Consider the following 19,588-nt stretch of genomic DNA (forward strand, 5'->3'; position numbering starts at 1 on the left):
ATCCACGGGGTCATGCTCATTGAATCATATTGAGAAATTGCTTTGTTCGTTCTTCTTTTGGATTCGTAAAGATTTGGCTTGGAGCTCCGCGTTCGATAATGTGGCCGCCGTCCATAAAGATCACTTCGTCAGCCGCTTCTTCGGCAAATCTCATTTCATGGGTAACCACAACCATCGTCATCCCTTCAGAAGCAAGGTTTTTCATGACCTTTAGCACTTCTCCGACAAGTTCCGGGTCAAGTGCAGAGGTAGGCTCATCAAAGAGCATTACCTTTGGTTCCATTGCCAGAGCACGTGCTATTCCCACACGCTGCTGCTGACCGCCGGATAATTGAAACGGATAGTAATCAAGTTTATCGCCAAGACCAACTTTTGATAATAATTCCTCTGCTCTTTTTCTGACAGCCTCTTTGCTTTCACCTTTAACAGTTAATGGACCTTCCATTACGTTGCCGAGTGCTGTCATATGCGGAAATAAGTTGTAGCTTTGAAATACCATCCCAGTCAATCTTCTAAAAGAAGAAATAGCTTTTTTTGAAACAGAGTCAGTAAAATCTAATGTTTGATTATCTATTGAAATTTCACCTGCTGTAGGTGTTTCCAGCACATTCATGCAGCGCAGCAATGTTGTTTTACCTGATCCTGAAGGACCAATAACCACAACAACCTTGCCTCGATCCACTTGCAGGTCAATCCCTTTGAGCACTTCCAATTCATCGAACTTCTTATGCAGTCCTTTTAGTGTAATCATTGATCTAAACTCCTTCTCCTATATACAGGAATGCTTATGACACATAGCGATTAAGTCTTTTTTCCATAAATCCTTGTAAAACGGAAAGTACGAAGCAAATCACCCAATAGATTAAAGCAGCCATTGAATAAAGCAGTATGAATTCATAATTAGTTGCTGCTATTTCTTGTGCCCTTCTAAACATTTCTGTAACGAGAATCATGGAAGCCAATGATGTATCCTTTACCAGGCTTATGAATGTATTTGAAAGCGGAGGAATTGATACCCTTGACGCCTGGGGCAAAATGATTCTTTTTAACAGCTGCTGATAAGACATCCCCATAGAATAGCCAGCTTCCCATTGTCCTTTTGGGATCGATAGAATAGCGGCCCGAATTACTTCCGATGCATACGCTCCTACATTTAAGGAAAATCCAATCACCGCCGAAGGAAATGGATCAATAATAATATTTAGCGCTGGCAGCAGATAAAAAATAAGAAATAATTGCACTAATAGCGGTGTTCCTCGAATAGCTGAAACGTAAACTCTAGCAATAATCTGCAGTACTCTTATCGTTGAAATTCGAGCTAATGCTGTTAAAACAGCCAATGTAAGTCCGATAACAAAAGAAATCAGAGCCAATGGAATTGTATAGGAAATGGCTCCCTCCAGCAAAGGCAGAAGGGAGCTTTTAGCGATACTAATCAGACGGTCAATCCGTTCTGGATCTGTAAAAATATTAGTTAAGTACATCTTCACCAAACCATTTCTCAGAGATTTCTAAATATGTTCCGTCTTCAATCATTTCTTCTATTGCTTTGTTTACTTCCTCGATAAATGGCTCGTTTCCTTTACGGAACATAAATCCGCTTTGAGACGCATCATCCATTGTTGCTACCATTTTCACTGGGGCATCTGGTTTTTGCTTTTTAAAATCAAGGAAAGATAAATTATCGTTAATTGTGACATCAGCGCGCTGAGAGTTGATTAGTTCAATTGCCTGGTTAAACCCTTCCACTCCCACGATTTCTGCACCATATTCACGGGCAATATCAGCATAGTTGCTTGTCATGGATTGTGCCGCTTTTAATCCTTCAATATGCTCAAAATCTTTAATTGTATCGTTATCATTATGGGTAATTAATACACCAGAAGAAGTAATATAATGCTCTGAGAAGTCATATTTCTCCTGACGATCTGGTCTAATCCCAACTTGGTTGGCAATCATATCAAAACGTTTTGAGTCTAATCCGGCAAACATAGCATCCCATTGTGTTTCCATAAATACAGGTTCAACACCAAGACGTTCTGCAACCTCTTTCGCAACTTCAACATCAAAACCAGTTAATTCTCCGCTATCGTCATGGAAAGTAAATGGAGGATAAGTTCCCTCTGTTCCAATCAGCAATTCTCCCTCTTCCTTAACTTTAGCCAGTAAATCTTCTTCATTTGTATTTTCATCTGCTCCGCCCGTATTTTCCGGCTCTGCTTCATTGTTATTTCCGCAGGCTGCAAGAAGCAAGGCAAAGCTTAGCATTACAATCAATAAAATAGAATTCTTTTTCATGTTACAAACCCCCTAATCCCGATTAGTTTTGTCAGCATTAGCTATCATATTACATGCCCACCTTGCTGTAAAGAGAATTGCTCTTTCTTTCTTATAATCCTAAAGCAACTCCTGCAACAATGAGCATTTTATATAGCTTTGCCAATTGTAATGATGAGTATTTTCCCTGTTCTTATCTTTACCAAACGGAACATTTTTACACGGATTTCCACTCATGATCTTTTCCTAAAATGGGAAAACCATGAATGTACAAATTTAATGTCTTCAACAAAGACAGGAGGAAATTTTCATGACTAGAACACCTAACAAAGGCAGCAAAAATCAAAACTCACCAAGCAATGATACGGCTCATATCGTTAGCGGCGATAACAGTAAAGGAAACAAGCGGAATAAAGATCAAAAAGATAAAACAGATCTAGATTCTTAACCATTTTGATCGCAGAAAAAAGCCGACGGTAATTGAGAGTACCATCGGCCTTCTAAATGTTACTGTTACTTTACTTTTACTTTCGCTTCTCCCCTAATCCATTCCGGGTAAAAAGAAAATTCTAATGTTAAGGGGCCGGCAATCTTATCGGATTCCAAATGAATACCCATTCTTTGCTTTCCATTTTCAACAGTCCCCTCAACCATATTGCCATGATAGTAATCATTCCCGTTTGTGTCCTTCGCAGAACTGAATAAAGAGTAATTAAACTCTTTCTCTGTTTTCAACTTAAACCACACATCATTTCCAATAACCTCCAAATCTGAAAGAAGGTCTCCTTTAGGCTGTTTTACAATTTCCTCTGTGCTTGTGTCAACAACTACCGTATCATCCTCACGATCAATGGCCTGCAAGCGATTTAGAACAATATATAACTCTTCTGGTTCTTTAAAATAATTACTTTGCAAATATAAAATTTGTTCATGCTCATTTATATAATTAGCGGTAACACCATTGGATATATTTGTCCATGCTTCCCCATGTTCGTCAACAAGTCTTAAATCATCAAATGAAAGTATTTTTTTACTATTGCTTTCATCCATTTCTAAGGTAACTGCTACCCTAAGCGGATAGATTTCCACTTGTTTTATAGTAATGTTCTGCTGCTCAATTGATACAGTCTTATTGACTTCGTAAGTTTTCTTTTGTTCCAGCGATTTATTTAAAGAAAAAGGAATCTCGAATTGCTCTTTTTGCGTGCCTGTTCCTACTTCTATATCTAATATAAAATCAGTTGTTTCTAATGGTTCACTGAAAAACAGCTCTGCAGTCGTATCTACTTTATTTCTTGGAGTATCACTTGGAAAATCAACACCATATCCGCTCGTAGCCATCACTGGGTCTTTCCCTTTAGCACTTTTCAGCTCTAAGTCATGGATCTGATAGGTCGTTTGGTTTTCATTTGACTCGATGGAATAAAAAAGAACCATTCCATATTCATCTGCAATGACATGATCTATATTTACCTTCAAGCCATTCCTTTCCTGAGAAACGCCAACCTCCTGCACATAGTCATTCTCCACGGCAGACAATAGCCCTTTATCATAGCGGATCTTCTCGACGACCTTTTCCATGCCTGGAATAACCGCTATATAATTTGCCAATACATTTGAGTAGCGGATGCTGACAAAGAAGGTGATGAAGAATACCGCAGCAGCCGCAGAACTATATAGCCATCTTTTTCGCATAACCTTCTTCTTTTGCTGCCTGCCTTTCTGAAAACCTGCTTGAATGGCAGCATCTATATCTTCTGCAGGATATGGTAATTCATCATACGCCTTTTTCCATCCGATTAAATTTTTTTCTTCTTTCTCAAACATGTGACATTCCGCCTTTCTCATCCAGCAGTTTCCGCAATGATTTTAAGGCTTTGTTCAGCCAGGTTTTTACTGTTCCTTCCGGGCATTCCAAAGTAATGGCGATATCTTTGAGTTTCATATCATGAAAATATTTCAGTGTCAGAATTTCTCGAGAACGCTGATCTAACTGGTTCATGGCATCTTCTATCTCTAACAATGTATAGCTATCCGCTTTACCGCTCACATGCACAAGTTCATCATTCAGCACTGTGTGCTTTCTTTTTCGCAGCACGTCATTGCAATAATTGATCATAATTTTGATTGCCCAAGTTTTAAAGAAAGCCTCTTTCCGTAATTTTTTTATCTCTTGATAAATTCGGACTGTGACTTCCTGGACAGCTTCAAGGGCATCCTCCCGATTGTGCAGATAAGCATATGCTGTTTTATATAAATCTAATTTAATGGTGTTAATGATGAAAAGGAATGCCTCATCATTTCCTCGCCGAGCTTTTCGGACAGCCTTTTCGAGCTCCACACCGTTCCCCCCTGCCCTAATTTCTATATGTATTAGACCGCTGAATAAGCAAAAGGTTTTCACTTTTTTAGAAAGATACCTATTTATACTCAAATTTTTGAAAGGCCCAGAGAAAAGACCTGCTTTTAAAGCAAGTCTTCACAACATTTTATAAAGATGAACAAATTGACTTTCTTCTTCCTCCAGGCTATAACCGTTGCTTGTGTATAGCTTTACTGCACTTTCCCAGTTCCTATTCGTTTCAAGCACCAGTTTGCTATATTGTAAATCCACCGCTTTTTGTTCAAGAGCTTTCAGCATTCTTTTTGCCAGACCTTTGCCTCTTAAGGTTCGTATAACCGACATTCTTTGAATCCTCCCTGTCCCTTCAGCTTCTTTGGTCAATGCCCCTGTACAAACTAATTCATTATGTAAAAGCCCTATGAGAAAAACAGAACCGTCAATACAATAATGTTCATAGATATGGTTAAGATCAGGATTTAGATGATGATCAATAAAGCCGAATCTTTCTAGAAATCCATCGAGTATTAGCGCTTTCGCTTCCATTTCGTAACTCTTCGTTATTTCAATGATCTTCCAATCCATACTGCACCTCAGTCCTTATACTCCTTAAGTCTTATATCAGAATCCTGCTATGGCTCAATACCGCTTCCCTTATTTTATAGTAAAATAAGGAAAACAGAGTACAACAAGGAGGATTTATGAAAAGAATTTTTATCATATTTTTAGTATTAGTGAGCTTATATGTTATTGCTACTACTGCCTACCAATGGCTGCCGCTTGGAAGCAGTGCATCTAATGGCAAAGTTGGTTCCAATATTGAAGAAATCGCAATTGAATTAGAAGGTGCAAATGCGACAATTCAAAGAACGAGCGGTGATGATTTAGAAACAGAGATTGAAGGAAAAGGGGAAGTTAATGTCACAGAGGAAGGCGACACATTGAAAATAAAGTATGAACGTAAGTTTTGGTTCAGCAGCCCCTTTAATAGAACAGCAACGATTGTCATTCATGTTCCTGAGACATTTGACCGCACTTTATCCATTAGAGGCGGATCTGGCACGATTGACGTAAATGGTGAAAATGATTGGCAGCTTGACGAGATGGATGTTAAATTAGGTTCAGGAAAAATAAATGTCCAAAACATCCTAGCAGAAACGGTTTCACTTGAGGCTACTTCTGGCGTGATGAGCGTTGATGGTATTGAAGCCAAAGTAAGTGATTTTTCCATAAGTTCCGGAAAAGCTGATATTAACAATGTTACTGCAGAATCTGTATCTCTTAAAGCATCTTCCGGAAGAATTGATGGGGACAGCATAACAGCGGATGATATTAAGGCAAATCTAAGTTCAGGAGATTTCTCACTAGATAACATGACTGGCGGATTAACAGGAGAGTTATCCTCCGGCCGATTAACAGCTTCCTTTAAAGAAGTTACAGATGATATTGATCTTCGTGCAAGCTCTGGACGACTTCAGCTTGATTTACCAGATGATGGAGACTATACCATAAACGGCGAATATAATAGCGGGCATATATCTGCGAACCTTCCATTAGAAAACAAATCCGAAAGCGATGATGGCTTTACTGGTAAAAGCGGAGCTGGGACACATGAAGTCAATGTTCGAGTAACAAGCGGTTCAGCTGAGATTAATTAATATTTTTAAAAAGGAGCACCTTTTTCATCATAAAATGGTGCTTTTTTTATTTGACCATGTACAAAAATATAAAAGGCAGCAACTCCATAACAGGAAATCGCTGCCTTTCAAATTATTTATCGTTTAAACGGCCACCAGTTGGCAGCACCAAAGTTTTTCACCATGACCGGGATAAACAATGGCAGAATGACAAGTGCATAGAGGAATAATCCTACAATGACGATCGCTGCAATTTGCAGAAGCGACAGCATTCCAGAAGGCATCATCGCCGCAAAAGTCCCGCCTAGGATGACAGCAGCCGAAATGATTACTGTACCCATCTTTTTCATCGATAACAGCATTGCTTCAGATACAGACAAGTCCCGATACTCATTGAAACGATCCATCAGGAAGATACTGTAATCCACACCAAGTGCAACAAGAATAACGAAAGCAAAGAATGGAACAGCCCAGCTAATGCCTGAGTAGCCAAGAATGTTGACAAAAATTACTTCATTGATCGCCATAGAAGTATAATATGTCAGAATCAGTGAGCCGATTAAATACAGCGGCATGATAAGTGATCGGAACAAGAAAACAAGAATAATCGCTATACCAGCAAGCATTAAAATAACTGTGCGGGTGTAATCCTGATCACTCATTGTTCCTAAATCAGCATTCATGCTTGTTGGTCCGCCAACAGCAACAACTGCATTTTCAAGCTTTGTTCCTTTAGTTGCTTTTTCAACAGTGTCCTTAATTTCAGGAATTTGCTTAATTGCATCATTTGAATACGGATTTGCTTCGAAAATAACATCCAGTGTCATTACTTTGCGATCCTCAGATAAATAGACATCTAGGACTTGAGCAAAATCGTCACCGCCAAGCACATCCTCAGGTAAATAAAACGCGTCTGAGCTATTTGCTAAACCTGTTAAATAGTCTTGCGCAGACCCAAGTCCGTCAGACACTTCTGTTAAGCCATCAACACTTTGGCCGAGTCCATCTGTTAATTCGCCGATCTGTCCATCAAGATCTCCAAAGCCTGCAAGCAATTGTTCCTGCCCAGTCGCAATACCAGCTAAACCATCGGTTAATTCAGGAATCCTGCCGACAATCTGCCCTTGGCCATTTGCCATTTGCTCTAAGCCAGCCTGCTGCTTTTCAAGTCCTGCAAGCAGTTGGTCGAATCCTGCAACTATATTGTTTTGCTCTTTATTTGCATTTTGGAATGCATTGTTTCCTTGATTAATTCCATTTACAATATCCGGCAGACTTCCCTGTAATGCATTAATTTGATTCTTCAGCTGATTGTAAACAGCATCTTCACTTAAATCTGTATACTTTCCTTCTAAGTGACTAAACAAAGCTGAATTTGCTTTTGATAGTCCATCCGATACTTGAGCTAAATTTTCAGCAGCATCTTGATAACCGATGCCCAACTGTTCATATACACCTGCCAGCTGCTGAACGCCAGCTTTCGCTCTTTCTAATCCTGCAATAATCTCAGTTGAGCCCATTGAAGTTTCCCGTAACCCCTGCTCAATCGTTGATAGGTTTGTCTGAATTGTTTCAAGGCCTGTTTTCGCCTGATTTGTTCCATCTATTAATTGGTTAATTCCAGCTGTTGATTGTTCCAGCTGTGGAGCTTGATCTGTAAGCATTGTGTTTGCTTCATTCAAGCCGTCCCGAATTTGTTCAACTCCGTCACGGCCATCTCCAATTCCATCTCCGAGTGTTTCCGCCTGAGATCCGACATATAAATCATCCATCACTTCTCCCGTTGGCCTTGAAACCGAGCGGACACTTTGAACTAAGTCAATGTGTGATAGCTCATCGCTGATTTTCTCTGCCAGACTGATATATTCAGTTGAATCCATTTCTTCGTCATTTCGGATAACAACCTGTGTTGGCATGGATTCACCAGGACTAAAGCTGTCAGAAATCGCATTAAATGCTTTGATGGAATTCACATCTCCGCTAATTTCTTCAAGCGAGTTAAATGAAAGCTCTCCATCATATGTGGCTAAGAAAGGTACACATACGGCAGCAACAATCAGCAAGGCAATAAACGGCCTTGCTAAAGAGAACTTGCCAACCGTTCCCCATAGCTTGCTGTCTGCATGCTCTGCCGATCCTTTTGATGGCCAAAACAGCTTTTTGCCCAGGACTGCCATAAAGAATGGAACGATGGTAAAAAGGGCAATCAGCAAAATCGCTACCCCAATCGCCACAGCGGCCGCGGATTGATAAAGAATAAATTGCGAGAAACCAATCGCTGCAAATCCAATCATCACTGCTACACCACTAAAAAATACCGTTCTTCCAGCATTTTTATAAGTAGCTATGATGGCGTCGGTGATACTCTCCGAATGACTCAACTCTTCCTTATAACGACTTAAAAGCAAAATACAATAATCTGTCCCTATACCAAAAAGAACGGCAACAAGGAAAATCTGTGTATAGCTTGAAATCGGAAAGTCGAAATGATCAACAAGAAAACCGACAATTGACTGGGATGCCAAATAGGTAAGTCCAACTGTGACAAGCGGGATTAACGGTGCTATGACCGATCTGAAAACAAGCAATAAAACAGCTAGTATAAATACTACTGTAATGCCCTCTGTTTTCTTCAGTCCTTCCTGTGAGCTCGTCATCACGTCCTCACTGATCATCCATTCACTTGTGTAATAATGGTCAACCTTTACATCTTCAACCGCTGTATATAAAGCATCACTTAGCTCCTTTGCTTCACGCTCGTTCCAGTTCACGGTAACTTGAGCCAGTATTGCTTTTCCGTCTTCTGATACAAGCTGATCTCTTAGTGATTCTTCATTAAAATGAGTTAGAATCTCTGTAATTCCAAGCTCTTCTTGCTGGTCCTCCAGTAACCGAATCGCTCTTTCAGCCTCTTGAATATCTTCTTCATTCAGCTTATTTTCATTGTGAAATACCAAAGCGACTCCTGTATCATTGCCGCCGCCTTCATCTTCTTGCACCTCAGACATAATTTCACCTGCAAGTGCTGAAGAGTATTCATCTGGCACGGTAATTTGACCTTTTTCACGAACAAGGTCTCCCATGCTCGGAGCAGCAAGAAAAAGTCCAGCAACAATAGCAATCCATGCAATGATGACAAACCATTTTCGTTTGATGATTGTACTCACTTTGTCTCCTCCGTCTGAATATTTTCTTTGCTTTGCAGCATAAAGTTCTTAAGCTTCTCAAATGAATCCATAAATTGATTGATTTCATCTTCTTCAAAGTTATTAATCAGTGACTCTACTAACTTCTGAATACGTTCTTCTGTATCTTCGAATAACGCCTTTGCTTTGTCTGTCAGTGTCAAATAGACCACCCTGCGATCACTCTCATCCCGTGTCCGCAGTATAAGTCCTTTTTCCCACAGCCTTGTAATAATGGCTGTAATTGCGCTTTTTTTCACATCAAACACTTCTGCAAGCTCTGACGATGTACATGAACCGGATTTATAAATATGACGCAACGTATAATGCTGATCATACGTTAAGTCACTGCCAACCTGACTTTTCACCAGGCTCTGTCCACAGCGGTTTACAATAAATGAAATTTCAATATAACGATCAATAAGATCTTTTATCGAATGTTCCCCCATGTATATATTCACCTCTTTATAAAATTATTCTCTACTTTAATTATTCAACACATGAACTATTAATATAGTTAACTTTATGAAAAATGATATCTCTTGTCAATAAAAATTTTCCATAGTGCACTTTCATTTTCAGGCAAAAAAACATCGCATATTTTTATGCGATGCAAGTAGAATGTGTTATTAGTACAAAGAGATTCTTATTTCATTCTTCCCTCTAACAGTTCTTCAAAAATAGCATTCAATTCTTTTTTGGTTTTCTGCTGCAGCCATTCAGCCTGATCTATAGGCAAGGTCAATTTTAAGGCAACCTTTTCATATGGCATCTCTACTTTACGAATTTCTTCTAACGTAATGCCTTGTTCTATATCTGGAAAATCAAGATCGTTTTCGTGAACTGCCGGCAGTTCACTATATTCATCAGCATCCTCCACTTCACTGACAAAATTTAAGTGAGGAATCCTTCCAGGCAATATATTCACGGTCATAAATGAAGTAACCAGACTGCCATTCTCCAATTCCACTTCTATAATATGACTTTCTCTATCAGTATACTTTTTAATGGTAATTTCACTGACAATTATATCTAATTGCAGGGTACAGCCGGAATTAGCATGGAACAAATAGATGGCACTATTAAAATAAACTATATTTTCCCCGTCGATCTGTATAGATTTTATTTTAGCCATGCTATATCCTCCAAATCTAATATTAACTCTTATTTTTTTATTATAAGACAACCTTACACTTGTTCATAGCTGCGATATTTTCTCAGAAAAAGTGTAATTGTTTTCAGCGTGTATTGCAAAGTATATTTTATAATCCCAACAAAAGTTTTCCATATAAAGTTAATTTCATTTTTCGTTTAGTATGAGCCGGCAAAATACCCTATAATAAGGAATGAGGTGAGTTTTTTTATGGCACGGGAACGCAAATTTTCACTTGAGGAATTATACAGACAGGTGAAGCCTTTACTATTAAGCAATGGTTATGAAGGATTTACCTTCAGTCATCTGGCAGACGCCTTAAATGTGGCCAGAGGAACCATATATAAATACTTTGAAAATAAAGATGAACTGATTACTGCTTATATGATTTTTGAAATGGAACAGTCCCATAAAGAGCTGCAGCAAATCAGTCATATCAGTGACTTTAACGGACAATTTGATTTTCTGATTTCGTTTATGTTTCAGAATTCCAACTTGCACCGATTAATAGAGATCGGCAAACAAGTGCAATCCTCTACTGAGGTTGTGAAAAAAAATAAGCAAAGATTGATGGAAATGCAAATTGATATGTATAAGCACTTGCAGGATTTTATTAGCCTCGGCAAGCAGGAAAACATGTTAAAACCTCATTTGCCTGATACGCTTATTTTAGGCTATATTTTTCAATCCATCGCTATTCCAAACCATTTTGGCATCCCCCAAACAGTATGGGTAAGCTCAATTAAAGAAATGCTTCAATCCGGCATGTTTGCACATAATAATTGACAGAAGTGTCATTTATAAAGATAATGATTACAGCAGGTCTTTCACAGACCTCTATATAGTTAAAATGACACAACTGTCACTTTGAGAGGAGAAGAAGAAATGAAAGGTTTTCTGCAAGCAGTCACAGACTGGGTTTCCACAAAAAAAGGGATGTGGATTACATTATCCGCATGGCTCGCTATCACTGTCTTATTTACGATTTTCGGACCTAATCATAAAGATTATGAGGTTTCAAATATTGCTTCCTTGCCTGATGATGCACAATCAGTTATTGCAGAAAGTAAGCAAAATCAATATTTCGAAGGTGAAAAAGGAATCCCAGCTATACTCGTGTTTCATAGAGATAGTGGGAAATTAAGTACGGAAGAACTCGTTTCTGCCTTTCAAGCTATAGAAAATGAACAAATAGATGGAATCAAGGAACTAATTCCTCTCGCCGCGCTTCCTCCAGCTGCAGTTGAATCCTTTGTTTCTGAAGATCAAACAACTGCATCTCTTCCATTAATTTATCAGGATTCAATGGAAACGAAGGAAATCCAGGCTGCAAACCATCAGATCAGTGACATTATTGCTGAAGAAACAGATCTTGAATTATTTATTACTGGACCTGCAGGCATTTCATCTGATTCTGTAGATTTATTCTCAAGGGCCGATTTAGTATTGCTGTTCTCTACAGTTGGCTTAATCTTAATTCTTTTAATTGTCATCTACCGCTCACCATTGCTTGCACTTATTCCATTGCTCGCAGCTGGTTTTGTATACCAGGTTGTAATGAAATCACTCGGATTCCTTGGAGCCTCGGGATTAGATCTCAGCCAGCAAACCATATCCATCATGTCGATCTTATTGTTTGCAGCTGTTATTGATTATTCACTCTTCGTCTTTTCTCGCTATCGTGAAGAATTAAAGACATATGAAGACCGCTTCGATTCCATGAAATCAGCCATGCGCGAAACGGGCTTGCCTGTCTTCTTCTCAGGCGGAACCGTACTCGCAGCAATGCTTGTCTTATTTTTCGCTCAGTCAGGCGATTATCGTAATTTTGCCCCAACCTTTGCAACCGCAATGGTGATTATTATGCTTGCTTCAGTCACATTAGTGCCAGCATTGTTCACCCTTTTTGGACGCAAAGCATTCTGGCCGAAGGTGCCTAAGGTGGGCGATGAACAACTTAATAAGAACTCATTTTGGAGTAAAGTCGCTCGAATCGTTGTGAAAAAACCTGGTATGGCTGTAGCAGTCATTGCTGTTTTCTTAGTTGTATCATCCTTAAATCTGTTCAACCTTCATTATGAGTTTGATACCATTAAGTCTTTTCCAGAGGATATGCCTTCGAGACAAGGCTATGAACTGCTATCTGAGAAGTTTGCCAAAGGGGACATAGCTCCTGCAACAGTGCTATATGAAGCAGAAGAAGCGATCACACCAGATGATGTCGAAAATCTCAGATTAGCGCTGGAAGATCAATCATTAGTGAGAAGTGTTTCAGTCGCAGAAACAACCGACGATTCTAAGGTGATCTCCTATTCAGTCACATATGATGAAAATCCCTATTCAGAAGAAGTCATTGATGCTATGGAACAGACAATTGAAGAATCGGACAGCATTATCGAAACAACTAATCTAGAAGGCAATTTATACTTCGCAGGCGAAACGGCAAGTCTAGTGGATGACCGCAATGTGAACAATCGCGATATTATTGTAATAGTCGCACTTGAGACGATTCTTATTTTTGTGATGCTGATCTTCTTAACAAGATCGATTAAAATGCCAATCTATATGATTGGAACCATTTTAGTATCACTGCTGTCTGCTTTAGGATTAGGGTTATTTTTATCCGACCTATTCTTTGATATTAGTGCCATCAGCAATCGCGTGCCCTTATATGCCTTTGTTTTTCTTGTGGCACTCGGCATTGATTACAATATCATTCTTGTGTCCCGCTTTCAGGAAGAACGCAAAAAATATCCTGTTAAAAAAGCTATTGAACTGGCTGTCTCCAGTACAGGCGGAGTCATTTCCTCTGCGGGGGTTATTCTTGCCGCAACCTTTGCTGTCTTAATGACACAGCCGATTCAGCTGCTCTTCGTCTTTGGCTTCATTGTTGCCGTTGGGATTTTACTAGATACCTTCCTGATCCGCGGTGTACTCCTGCCTGGACTGATTGTTATGCTGGAGAAGGATGAGCATGTAGAGAAGGAAAAGCAGGAATAAAATTATTGATTTGCTGATGAAAAGAACCTGATCATTTCAGGTTCTTTTTGTTATGTAATTTATATTTTACATAATGCAATTTATATGTTACATTTTCAATATGGAGGGCTGCTATGAAAAACAATGTGAAACTGGCTCGAATAAAAGCAAATCTAACTCAGCAGCAGCTGGCGGACGGTGTGGGCATTACAAGGCAAACGATCAGTTTGATCGAAAAAGGAAAATATAACCCTTCCCTGAAATTGTGCCTGCAAATTTGCTACAGAGTAAACGCGCAATTGGATGAAATATTTTGGATTAGCGAGGAGGAATTTAACAGTGAAGAAAATAACTGATGAACGTCTAATCATGAAGAATTTAAAAAACATTAGAATTGCCTTTGCTGTCCAGTCACTAGGCATTTTCGCCATTCTTTTCTATGAATTTCTGCAAGGCGGAATAGATCAAATGCGTAATAACCCGATTTGGCTAGTGTTTATGGTGACCATGATCGTGCTTGCCTACTTTTCAATGAACATTAGTGTTGACAGTGAGCGCACTTTAACTAAATCTAATCGATCACTTCAGATTAGTGCCATTGTTACTTTGCTGATTAGTCTGATTGTAGGCATCCTTACAGCCAATACGCCTGGCTATGGAATATGGGATGGTGCGATCATCGGCGGCATTATTTTTATCTGTGGCCTAGTTCCTTCTTATTATATATACCGCTTGAGAAAACGGAAGGAAGAAGTGTTTGAAGAAGATGAGGATGAATAGACAAAACGGCAGCTTGAATCAGTGGGAGGCTTTCCTTTCTCACTGATTTTTTGATGGAACAGCTGGAAAAGTACTGTGAAGGGGTTGTTGGTTTGTTAGTTTTTTTGAGTTTCTTATCAAAATTCCGGTTTTTGACTCTTAGATGAACTAATTAACAGAAGAAAACGGCTTAATAATGGATTGGTTTTTGCTTTTTAGAGAAGATATGGTTTATTGAACAAGCTTATTTTTGGATTGCTGTTAAGATTTGTGGGGTCCTACTATTAAACTTTTTGGGTTTCCTATCAAATTTCCGCTCTTTCCTATCAATTTTTTCAGTTTTCCTATCAAAAATCCGGTCTTTCCTATCAAACCGCTTTTTTGATCCTAAAATTAACGATTAATCACGCAATTATTCTCTTTTTGCGAAAACACTAACCATGTTCCTGCCCGCCAAAGTAGATTTACCCTGCTAATTCTGGGTTTCCTTCGAGATTTTTTTGGGTTTCCTATCAAAATTTCTGGGTTTCCTATCAAAATGTTTGGGTTTCCTATCAAATTTCCGCTCTTTCCTATCAAATTTTTCAGTTTTCCTATCAAAAATCCGGTTTTTCCTATCAAACCGCTTTTTTGATCCTAAAATTAACGATTAACCACGCATTTATTCTCTTTTTGCGAAAACCCTAACCATGTTTCTGCCCGCCAAAGTAGATTTACCTGCTAATTCTGAGTTTCCTAAGAGATTTTTTGGGGTTCCTATCAAAATTTCTGTTTTTCCTATCAAAATGTTTGGGTTTCCTATCAAATTTCCGCTCTTTCCTATCAAATTTTTCAGTTTTCCTATCAAATTTTTCAGTTTTCCTATCAAAAATCCGGTTTTTCCTATCAAACCGCTTTTTTGATCCTAAAATTAACGATTAGTCACGCAATTATTATCTTTTCACGAAAACCCTAACCATGTTCCTGCCCGCCAAAGTTGATTTACCCTGCTAATTCTGGGTTTCCTACGAGATTTTTTTGGGTTTCCTATCAAAATTTCTGGGTTTCCTATCAAAATGTTTGGGTTTCCTATCAAAATTCCGCTCTTTCCTATCAATTTTTTCAGTTTTCCTATCAAAAAACCGGTTTTTCCTATCAAACCGCTTTTTTGATCCTAAAATTAACGATTAATCACGCATTTACTCTCTTTTCACGAAAACCCTAACCATGTTCCTGCCCGCCAAAGTAGATTTACCTGCTAATTCTGAGTTTCCTAAGAGATTTTTTTGTGTTTCCTATCAAAAAGTTTGGGTTTCCTATCAAATTTCCGCTCTTTCCTATCAATTTTTCCGGTTTTCCCATCAAACATCCGCTCTTTCCTATCACCCCCCCATTCTCCCCACATATCCAATCTGCCGACCCACAAAAAAAGCGGCTTGCCAAATGACAAACCACTTCCCCCTATCCTATAAACCGAGCTCGGCGCGGACTTCTTCGTTATGTTCTCCCAATTTTGGAGCAGGTTTTGATAGTTTGGCAGGAGTTTGTGAGTATTTTGCGGGAAAACCCAATGTTTTCAAAGTCCCAAATTGATGGTGTTCGTATTCGAGGATCATTTCACGTTCTTGGATATGCTGATCATTCATCGTTTGATCATAGGAATAAATTGGTCCAGAAGGGATGCCGTTGTCTTCAAGTAATGCAATCCAATGAGCGGATGAATGTGTTCGCAGCACATTCTCGATATCCACTTCAAGCTGCTGGGCATGCTCATTTCTTAAAGAATTGGTTGCATAGCGCTCATCTTCAAGCCATTGGGGTTGATCCACTACATACAGACAAAACTTTTCCCAAAGTTTTTGATTGGCAGCACCGATTAAAATAAAGCCATCTCCAGTTGCATAACCTTGATACGGAGCCGCGGCACGGTGAGCTGTTCCATTTCGTTTCGGGAGCTTTCCTTCTCCAAAATAGGCTGCCGCCTCCCATACGGTCCATGCTAAAGCTGAATCGACAAGAGAGACATCAATATATTGTCCTTCACCTGATTTCAGCTTATGGATATAGGCTGTCAGCACCGACTGAATAGCCGTTTGTGCTGCTGCGATATCATGAATGGCAATGCCGACCTTAACAGGCTTTCCATCCTTTTCTCCTGTCATATCCATAATGCCAGACAAGCCTTGTGCCATAATATCGAAGCCGCCTTTATTTCTATATGGTCCTGTTTGCCCATAACCAGAAATTGAACAATAAATGATGCCGGGGTTAAGCTCTTTTAATGTCTCATAATCGATCTTCAGTTTTGCTGCCACACCAGGGCGAAAGTTTTCAATAAACACATCTGCTGTTTTCACAAGTTCATAGAGGACTTTTTTGTCTTCCTCTTCCTTCAAGTTAAGGCAAATTCCTCTTTTGTTGCGGTTGACCATCATAAACATATGGCTCTCTCCGTCAATGTAAGGGCCCATTCGTCTTGTATCGTCGCCGCCAGGAGATTTTTCCACTTTTATCACATCTGCCCCCATGTCACCAAGAACCATTGTACAGTAAGGGCCGGCTAAAATTTGGGTTGCATCAATCACTCTCATTCCGCTTAGTGCCTGTGTCATCATCTGCACCTCTCTTTACGTTGTTTGAACCAATTTCACAGAGGAAAGCCCGGCAATACTGGAGGCACCAGCTAATGAGATGGACACCTTTGTTTCCTGAATTAAATTCTCCAGCAGCTTTTCTACTCCTTTTTGTCCCCCAGCTGCCAGCGCATATACAAAAGGTCTGCCGATGCACACCGCGTCTGCTCCAAGCGCAATTGCTTTCACTACGTCTGCTCCACGGCGGATGCCGCTGTCAAACAGCACGGGAATTTGTTTATTAACTATCTCGGCGATCGCTGGCAATGCTGAAATTGCAGAAATGATACCATCCAGCTGCCTGCCGCCATGATTTGAGACAATGATGCCATCAATTCCATTCTCAACCGCTAATTTGGCATCTTTGGGATGCAGAATTCCCTTCAAAAGAATCGGCAGCTTCGTTCGTTTTTTAAGCTCAGCCACATCTTCCCAATTTAAAGACGGATGATGGATATTATTTAGGATACCTTGAATGATGCTTTCTTCACTTTCATCAGGAAGAGATTGGAGAAATACCTGGTCACTTTCATAATTAGCTTTGCCATAGCCAAGCTTAAGCGGGGAAAATCGGTTCCGCAAGTCCTCTTCTCTCCAGCCAAGCATCACGGTATCTACTGTTAAAACGATTGCTTCAAAGCCTGCCTTTTCAGCTCGTTCAGCCATATGGAAGGAAACACTGCGATTATTTGACCAATAAAGCTGAAACCATTTTGGACTTAGGGAGGAAACTTCTGCTACTTCCTCAATGGAATAACTTGAAACCGTACTTTGCACAAATGGAATTCCATAGCGTGCAGCTGCCTGAGCGACAGCTAAATCAGCATCCTCATGAGCAAGCTTCAGCATGCCAACTGGTGCAAGCAAGAAGGGATGGTCATATTGTTTTTCAAAAAGCGTAATGCTTGTATTAATACTAGATACATCTGTTAATACTCTTGGCACAATGGAATGTTTTTGAAAATCTGTCCGATTGCTTCTTAATGTTTCTTCACCGCCGGCTCCAGAGCGTACATATCCAAAAGCACCTGCTGACATCACCGTCTGTGCACGCTCTTCCAGCTCTTCGTATGAAATGGGAAAATAATCGCCTGCATTCATATTTTGCAATAAGGCATCCTTACTATTTACAGGAACAGCCATTTCCATCACCATCCTTACTTAAAATTTGGTTTTCGCTTTTCTAGAAACGCTTGAATGCCTTCCTGGTAATCTTCACTTTCAAAAGAGGCCAGGATGAGCTGCTCGATTTTTTCATCTTCTTCAATGGCACCGTTTAAAACGGCATGAATGACTTTCTTTGTTCCGATTAACGCCAGTGAAGACTTCTCAGAAAGCTCTTTAGCGTAATCATATGCTGTTGTTAAAAGTTCATCTTTCGGGAGTACATGGTGCACAAGTCCAATCTCTTTTCCTTCCGGCGCTTTCACAAGCTTTCCTGTATAAAGCATGTCTTTAGCCATTGATGTTCCAACAGCATCAATAAGCCTTTTCGTGCTTGCCAGATTATAAATAATCGCTAATTTTGCAGCCGTTATGCCAAGAAGGCTTTCTTGTGAGGCAAGTCTGAAATCACAAGAAAGTGCCAATTCTAATCCGCCGCCAATCGCTAAACCTCGTATGGCTGCAATAGTGGGTTTTGGAAAATGGTAAAGCTTTTCAACGGTCTCCAGAGCAATGTTATTATACTGTTTCGCTTTTTCTGCTGAAGTCCGATTCTGTAAAAATTCACTGATATCCGCACCGGCACTAAAAGCAGACTCATCTGCACCGCACAGTACGAGTACTTTTACTTCATCATCATTTTCAATCTCATCCAGCAGAACGGAAAGCTTCTGAAACATGTGTAAATTGAATGCATTTTTTTTATGAGAGCGGTTGATAATGATGCTCGCAATCCGCCCTTCCTTCTTCCAATAGAGTTCTTCCAATGTTCATCCTCCTTTCTATGATTCTTATCTCGCAAAATACACTAGTCCTTTTTCAAACGGGCGGCCAATCTGTTGCCAATGGTTTGAATGGTTTGCACTAAGATGATTAAAATTAGAACCGTTGCATACATCACGTCAACTTCATAACGTAGATGCCCGAACCGATAAGCCAAGTCCCCTAAACCACCTGCTCCAACAAGTCCAGCCATTGCGGTTGCTCCAATTAAGCCGACCGTAGCAATCGTTAACCCTAAGATAAGAGAAGGGCGTGCTTCACGCAGCATCACATTCCAAATAATTTGACGTGTCTTGATGCCCATTGCTTTATAGGCCTCCAGCACCCCATTATCCACTTCCAATAAAGCTGTTTCTATGAGCCTGGAAATATACGGTGCTGTATAAATAACAAGCGGAACAATAACTCCTTGGACTCCGATCGTTGTCCCGACGATAAATCTGGTAAAAGGCAGAATAAAGAATAGTAAAATAATAAAGGGCACAGAACGAATAATGTTAATGATTAAATTTAAGCCGCCATACACCCATTTGTTATGCAGCGATTGGCCAGGCCTTGTTAGAACAACGAGAATGCCGAGGGGCACACCAATTAAAATGGAAAATAAAAGTGAAACACCGACCATTTGGAAAGTCTCTACGACTGCCTTGCCGATAATCGGCAGCCACTGATCTGTAAATTGCTGAAATCGATCCATT

At 39.7% G+C, this 19,588-nt stretch carries 21 protein-coding genes; 6 read left to right on the forward strand and 15 right to left on the reverse strand.

The genetic code is table 11. The annotated features are described in order from the left end of the window. Positions 1 to 16 precede the first annotated feature (16 nt). Genes J1899_RS19005 through J1899_RS19015 form a run of 3 tightly spaced genes read right to left on the reverse strand, consistent with a single transcriptional unit; the run spans position 17 to position 2,298 of the window. A complete protein-coding gene (locus J1899_RS19005) occupies positions 17 to 751 on the reverse strand; it encodes an amino acid ABC transporter ATP-binding protein (RefSeq protein WP_214475927.1) in 735 nt (244 codons plus the stop codon). A gap of 34 nt (positions 752 to 785) precedes the next feature. After that, positions 786 to 1,484, reverse strand: coding sequence for an amino acid ABC transporter permease (locus J1899_RS19010; protein WP_066442735.1), 699 nt, complete (start codon positions 1,482 to 1,484; stop codon positions 786 to 788). Then, positions 1,471 to 2,298 carry an amino acid ABC transporter substrate-binding protein gene (locus J1899_RS19015; RefSeq protein WP_214475929.1) on the reverse strand — a complete coding sequence of 276 codons (828 nt, stop codon included), beginning with the start codon at positions 2,296 to 2,298 and terminating at the stop codon, positions 1,471 to 1,473. The genes J1899_RS19010 and J1899_RS19015 overlap by 14 nt, the downstream gene beginning before the upstream one ends. 289 nt (positions 2,299 to 2,587) lie before the next feature. Here J1899_RS19015 and J1899_RS19020 point away from each other — a divergent pair, with 289 nt between their 5' ends. Further along, positions 2,588 to 2,725 (forward strand): hypothetical protein, encoded by a 138-nt coding sequence (locus tag J1899_RS19020; protein WP_180320191.1) that lies wholly within the window; start codon positions 2,588 to 2,590, stop codon positions 2,723 to 2,725. Positions 2,726 to 2,790: 65 nt separating this feature from the next. Here J1899_RS19020 and J1899_RS19025 read toward each other — a convergent pair whose 3' ends face one another. The 3 genes from J1899_RS19025 to J1899_RS19035 all read right to left on the reverse strand — a co-directional run bounded on the left by J1899_RS19025 (position 2,791) and on the right by J1899_RS19035 (position 5,203). Then, complete coding sequence (locus J1899_RS19025; protein ID WP_214475931.1) at positions 2,791 to 4,104, reverse strand: DUF4179 domain-containing protein; 1,314 nt, start codon at positions 4,102 to 4,104, stop codon at positions 2,791 to 2,793. Continuing rightward, a complete protein-coding gene (locus J1899_RS19030) occupies positions 4,097 to 4,618 on the reverse strand; it encodes a sigma-70 family RNA polymerase sigma factor (RefSeq protein ID WP_214475933.1) in 522 nt (173 codons plus the stop codon). The genes J1899_RS19025 and J1899_RS19030 overlap by 8 nt, the downstream gene beginning before the upstream one ends. Before the next feature lie 138 nt (positions 4,619 to 4,756). Then, the gene (locus J1899_RS19035) at positions 4,757 to 5,203 is read right to left on the reverse strand and encodes a GNAT family N-acetyltransferase (protein ID WP_214475936.1); all 447 of its coding nucleotides are present in this window, start codon (positions 5,201 to 5,203) and stop codon (positions 4,757 to 4,759) included. Between the two features lie 116 nt (positions 5,204 to 5,319). Here J1899_RS19035 and J1899_RS19040 point away from each other — a divergent pair, with 116 nt between their 5' ends. Further along, complete coding sequence (locus J1899_RS19040) at positions 5,320 to 6,276, forward strand: DUF4097 family beta strand repeat-containing protein (protein ID WP_214475938.1); 957 nt, start codon at positions 5,320 to 5,322, stop codon at positions 6,274 to 6,276. A 116-nt stretch (positions 6,277 to 6,392) separates the two neighbouring features. On the opposite strand, the gene J1899_RS19045 is transcribed toward J1899_RS19040, so the two are convergent. From J1899_RS19045 to J1899_RS19055, 3 genes are all read right to left on the reverse strand, one after another. Beyond that, positions 6,393 to 9,422 (reverse strand): MMPL family transporter, encoded by a 3,030-nt coding sequence (locus J1899_RS19045; RefSeq protein ID WP_214475940.1) that lies wholly within the window; start codon positions 9,420 to 9,422, stop codon positions 6,393 to 6,395. After that, a complete protein-coding gene (locus J1899_RS19050; protein WP_066442728.1) occupies positions 9,419 to 9,889 on the reverse strand; it encodes a MarR family winged helix-turn-helix transcriptional regulator in 471 nt (156 codons plus the stop codon). Before J1899_RS19050 ends, J1899_RS19045 begins: the two co-directional genes overlap by 4 nt. A 197-nt stretch (positions 9,890 to 10,086) precedes the next feature. Then, complete coding sequence (locus J1899_RS19055; RefSeq protein ID WP_214475942.1) at positions 10,087 to 10,575, reverse strand: hypothetical protein; 489 nt, start codon at positions 10,573 to 10,575, stop codon at positions 10,087 to 10,089. 228 nt (positions 10,576 to 10,803) lie between these two features. Here J1899_RS19055 and J1899_RS19060 point away from each other — a divergent pair, with 228 nt between their 5' ends. From J1899_RS19060 to J1899_RS19075, 4 genes are all read left to right on the forward strand, one after another. Next, positions 10,804 to 11,379 carry a TetR/AcrR family transcriptional regulator gene (locus J1899_RS19060; RefSeq protein WP_214475944.1) on the forward strand — a complete coding sequence of 192 codons (576 nt, stop codon included), beginning with the start codon at positions 10,804 to 10,806 and terminating at the stop codon, positions 11,377 to 11,379. 99 nt (positions 11,380 to 11,478) lie between these two features. Continuing rightward, a complete protein-coding gene (locus tag J1899_RS19065; protein ID WP_214475946.1) occupies positions 11,479 to 13,593 on the forward strand; it encodes an MMPL family transporter in 2,115 nt (704 codons plus the stop codon). 113 nt (positions 13,594 to 13,706) lie between these two features. After that, positions 13,707 to 13,928, forward strand: coding sequence for a helix-turn-helix transcriptional regulator (locus tag J1899_RS19070; protein WP_066442724.1), 222 nt, complete (start codon positions 13,707 to 13,709; stop codon positions 13,926 to 13,928). Then, complete coding sequence (locus J1899_RS19075; protein ID WP_214475948.1) at positions 13,912 to 14,352, forward strand: hypothetical protein; 441 nt, start codon at positions 13,912 to 13,914, stop codon at positions 14,350 to 14,352. Before J1899_RS19070 ends, J1899_RS19075 begins: the two co-directional genes overlap by 17 nt. A 640-nt stretch (positions 14,353 to 14,992) precedes the next feature. Here J1899_RS19075 and J1899_RS19080 read toward each other — a convergent pair. The 6 genes from J1899_RS19080 to J1899_RS19105 form a co-directional block, all read right to left on the reverse strand. Beyond that, positions 14,993 to 15,220, reverse strand: coding sequence for a hypothetical protein (locus tag J1899_RS19080; protein WP_214475950.1), 228 nt, complete (start codon positions 15,218 to 15,220; stop codon positions 14,993 to 14,995). Between the two features lie 363 nt (positions 15,221 to 15,583). Further along, positions 15,584 to 15,760 carry a hypothetical protein gene (locus J1899_RS19085; protein ID WP_214475952.1) on the reverse strand — a complete coding sequence of 59 codons (177 nt, stop codon included), beginning with the start codon at positions 15,758 to 15,760 and terminating at the stop codon, positions 15,584 to 15,586. Between the two features lie 16 nt (positions 15,761 to 15,776). Next, a complete protein-coding gene (locus tag J1899_RS19090) occupies positions 15,777 to 16,925 on the reverse strand; it encodes a CaiB/BaiF CoA transferase family protein (protein ID WP_246586526.1) in 1,149 nt (382 codons plus the stop codon). A 12-nt stretch (positions 16,926 to 16,937) separates the two neighbouring features. Continuing rightward, a complete protein-coding gene (locus J1899_RS19095) occupies positions 16,938 to 18,086 on the reverse strand; it encodes an alpha-hydroxy acid oxidase (protein WP_214475954.1) in 1,149 nt (382 codons plus the stop codon). A gap of 14 nt (positions 18,087 to 18,100) precedes the next feature. After that, positions 18,101 to 18,874 carry an enoyl-CoA hydratase/isomerase family protein gene (locus J1899_RS19100; RefSeq protein ID WP_214475956.1) on the reverse strand — a complete coding sequence of 258 codons (774 nt, stop codon included), beginning with the start codon at positions 18,872 to 18,874 and terminating at the stop codon, positions 18,101 to 18,103. 41 nt (positions 18,875 to 18,915) lie between these two features. Then, positions 18,916 to 19,587: a methionine ABC transporter permease gene (locus tag J1899_RS19105; protein WP_214475958.1), complete on the reverse strand. Its 672-nt coding sequence runs from the start codon at positions 19,585 to 19,587 to the stop codon at positions 18,916 to 18,918. Position 19,588: the final 1 nt, after the last annotated feature.

The organism is Cytobacillus gottheilii, assembly GCF_018582665.1.
Lineage (GTDB): Bacteria > Bacillota > Bacilli > Bacillales > Cytobacillaceae > Cytobacillus > Cytobacillus gottheilii.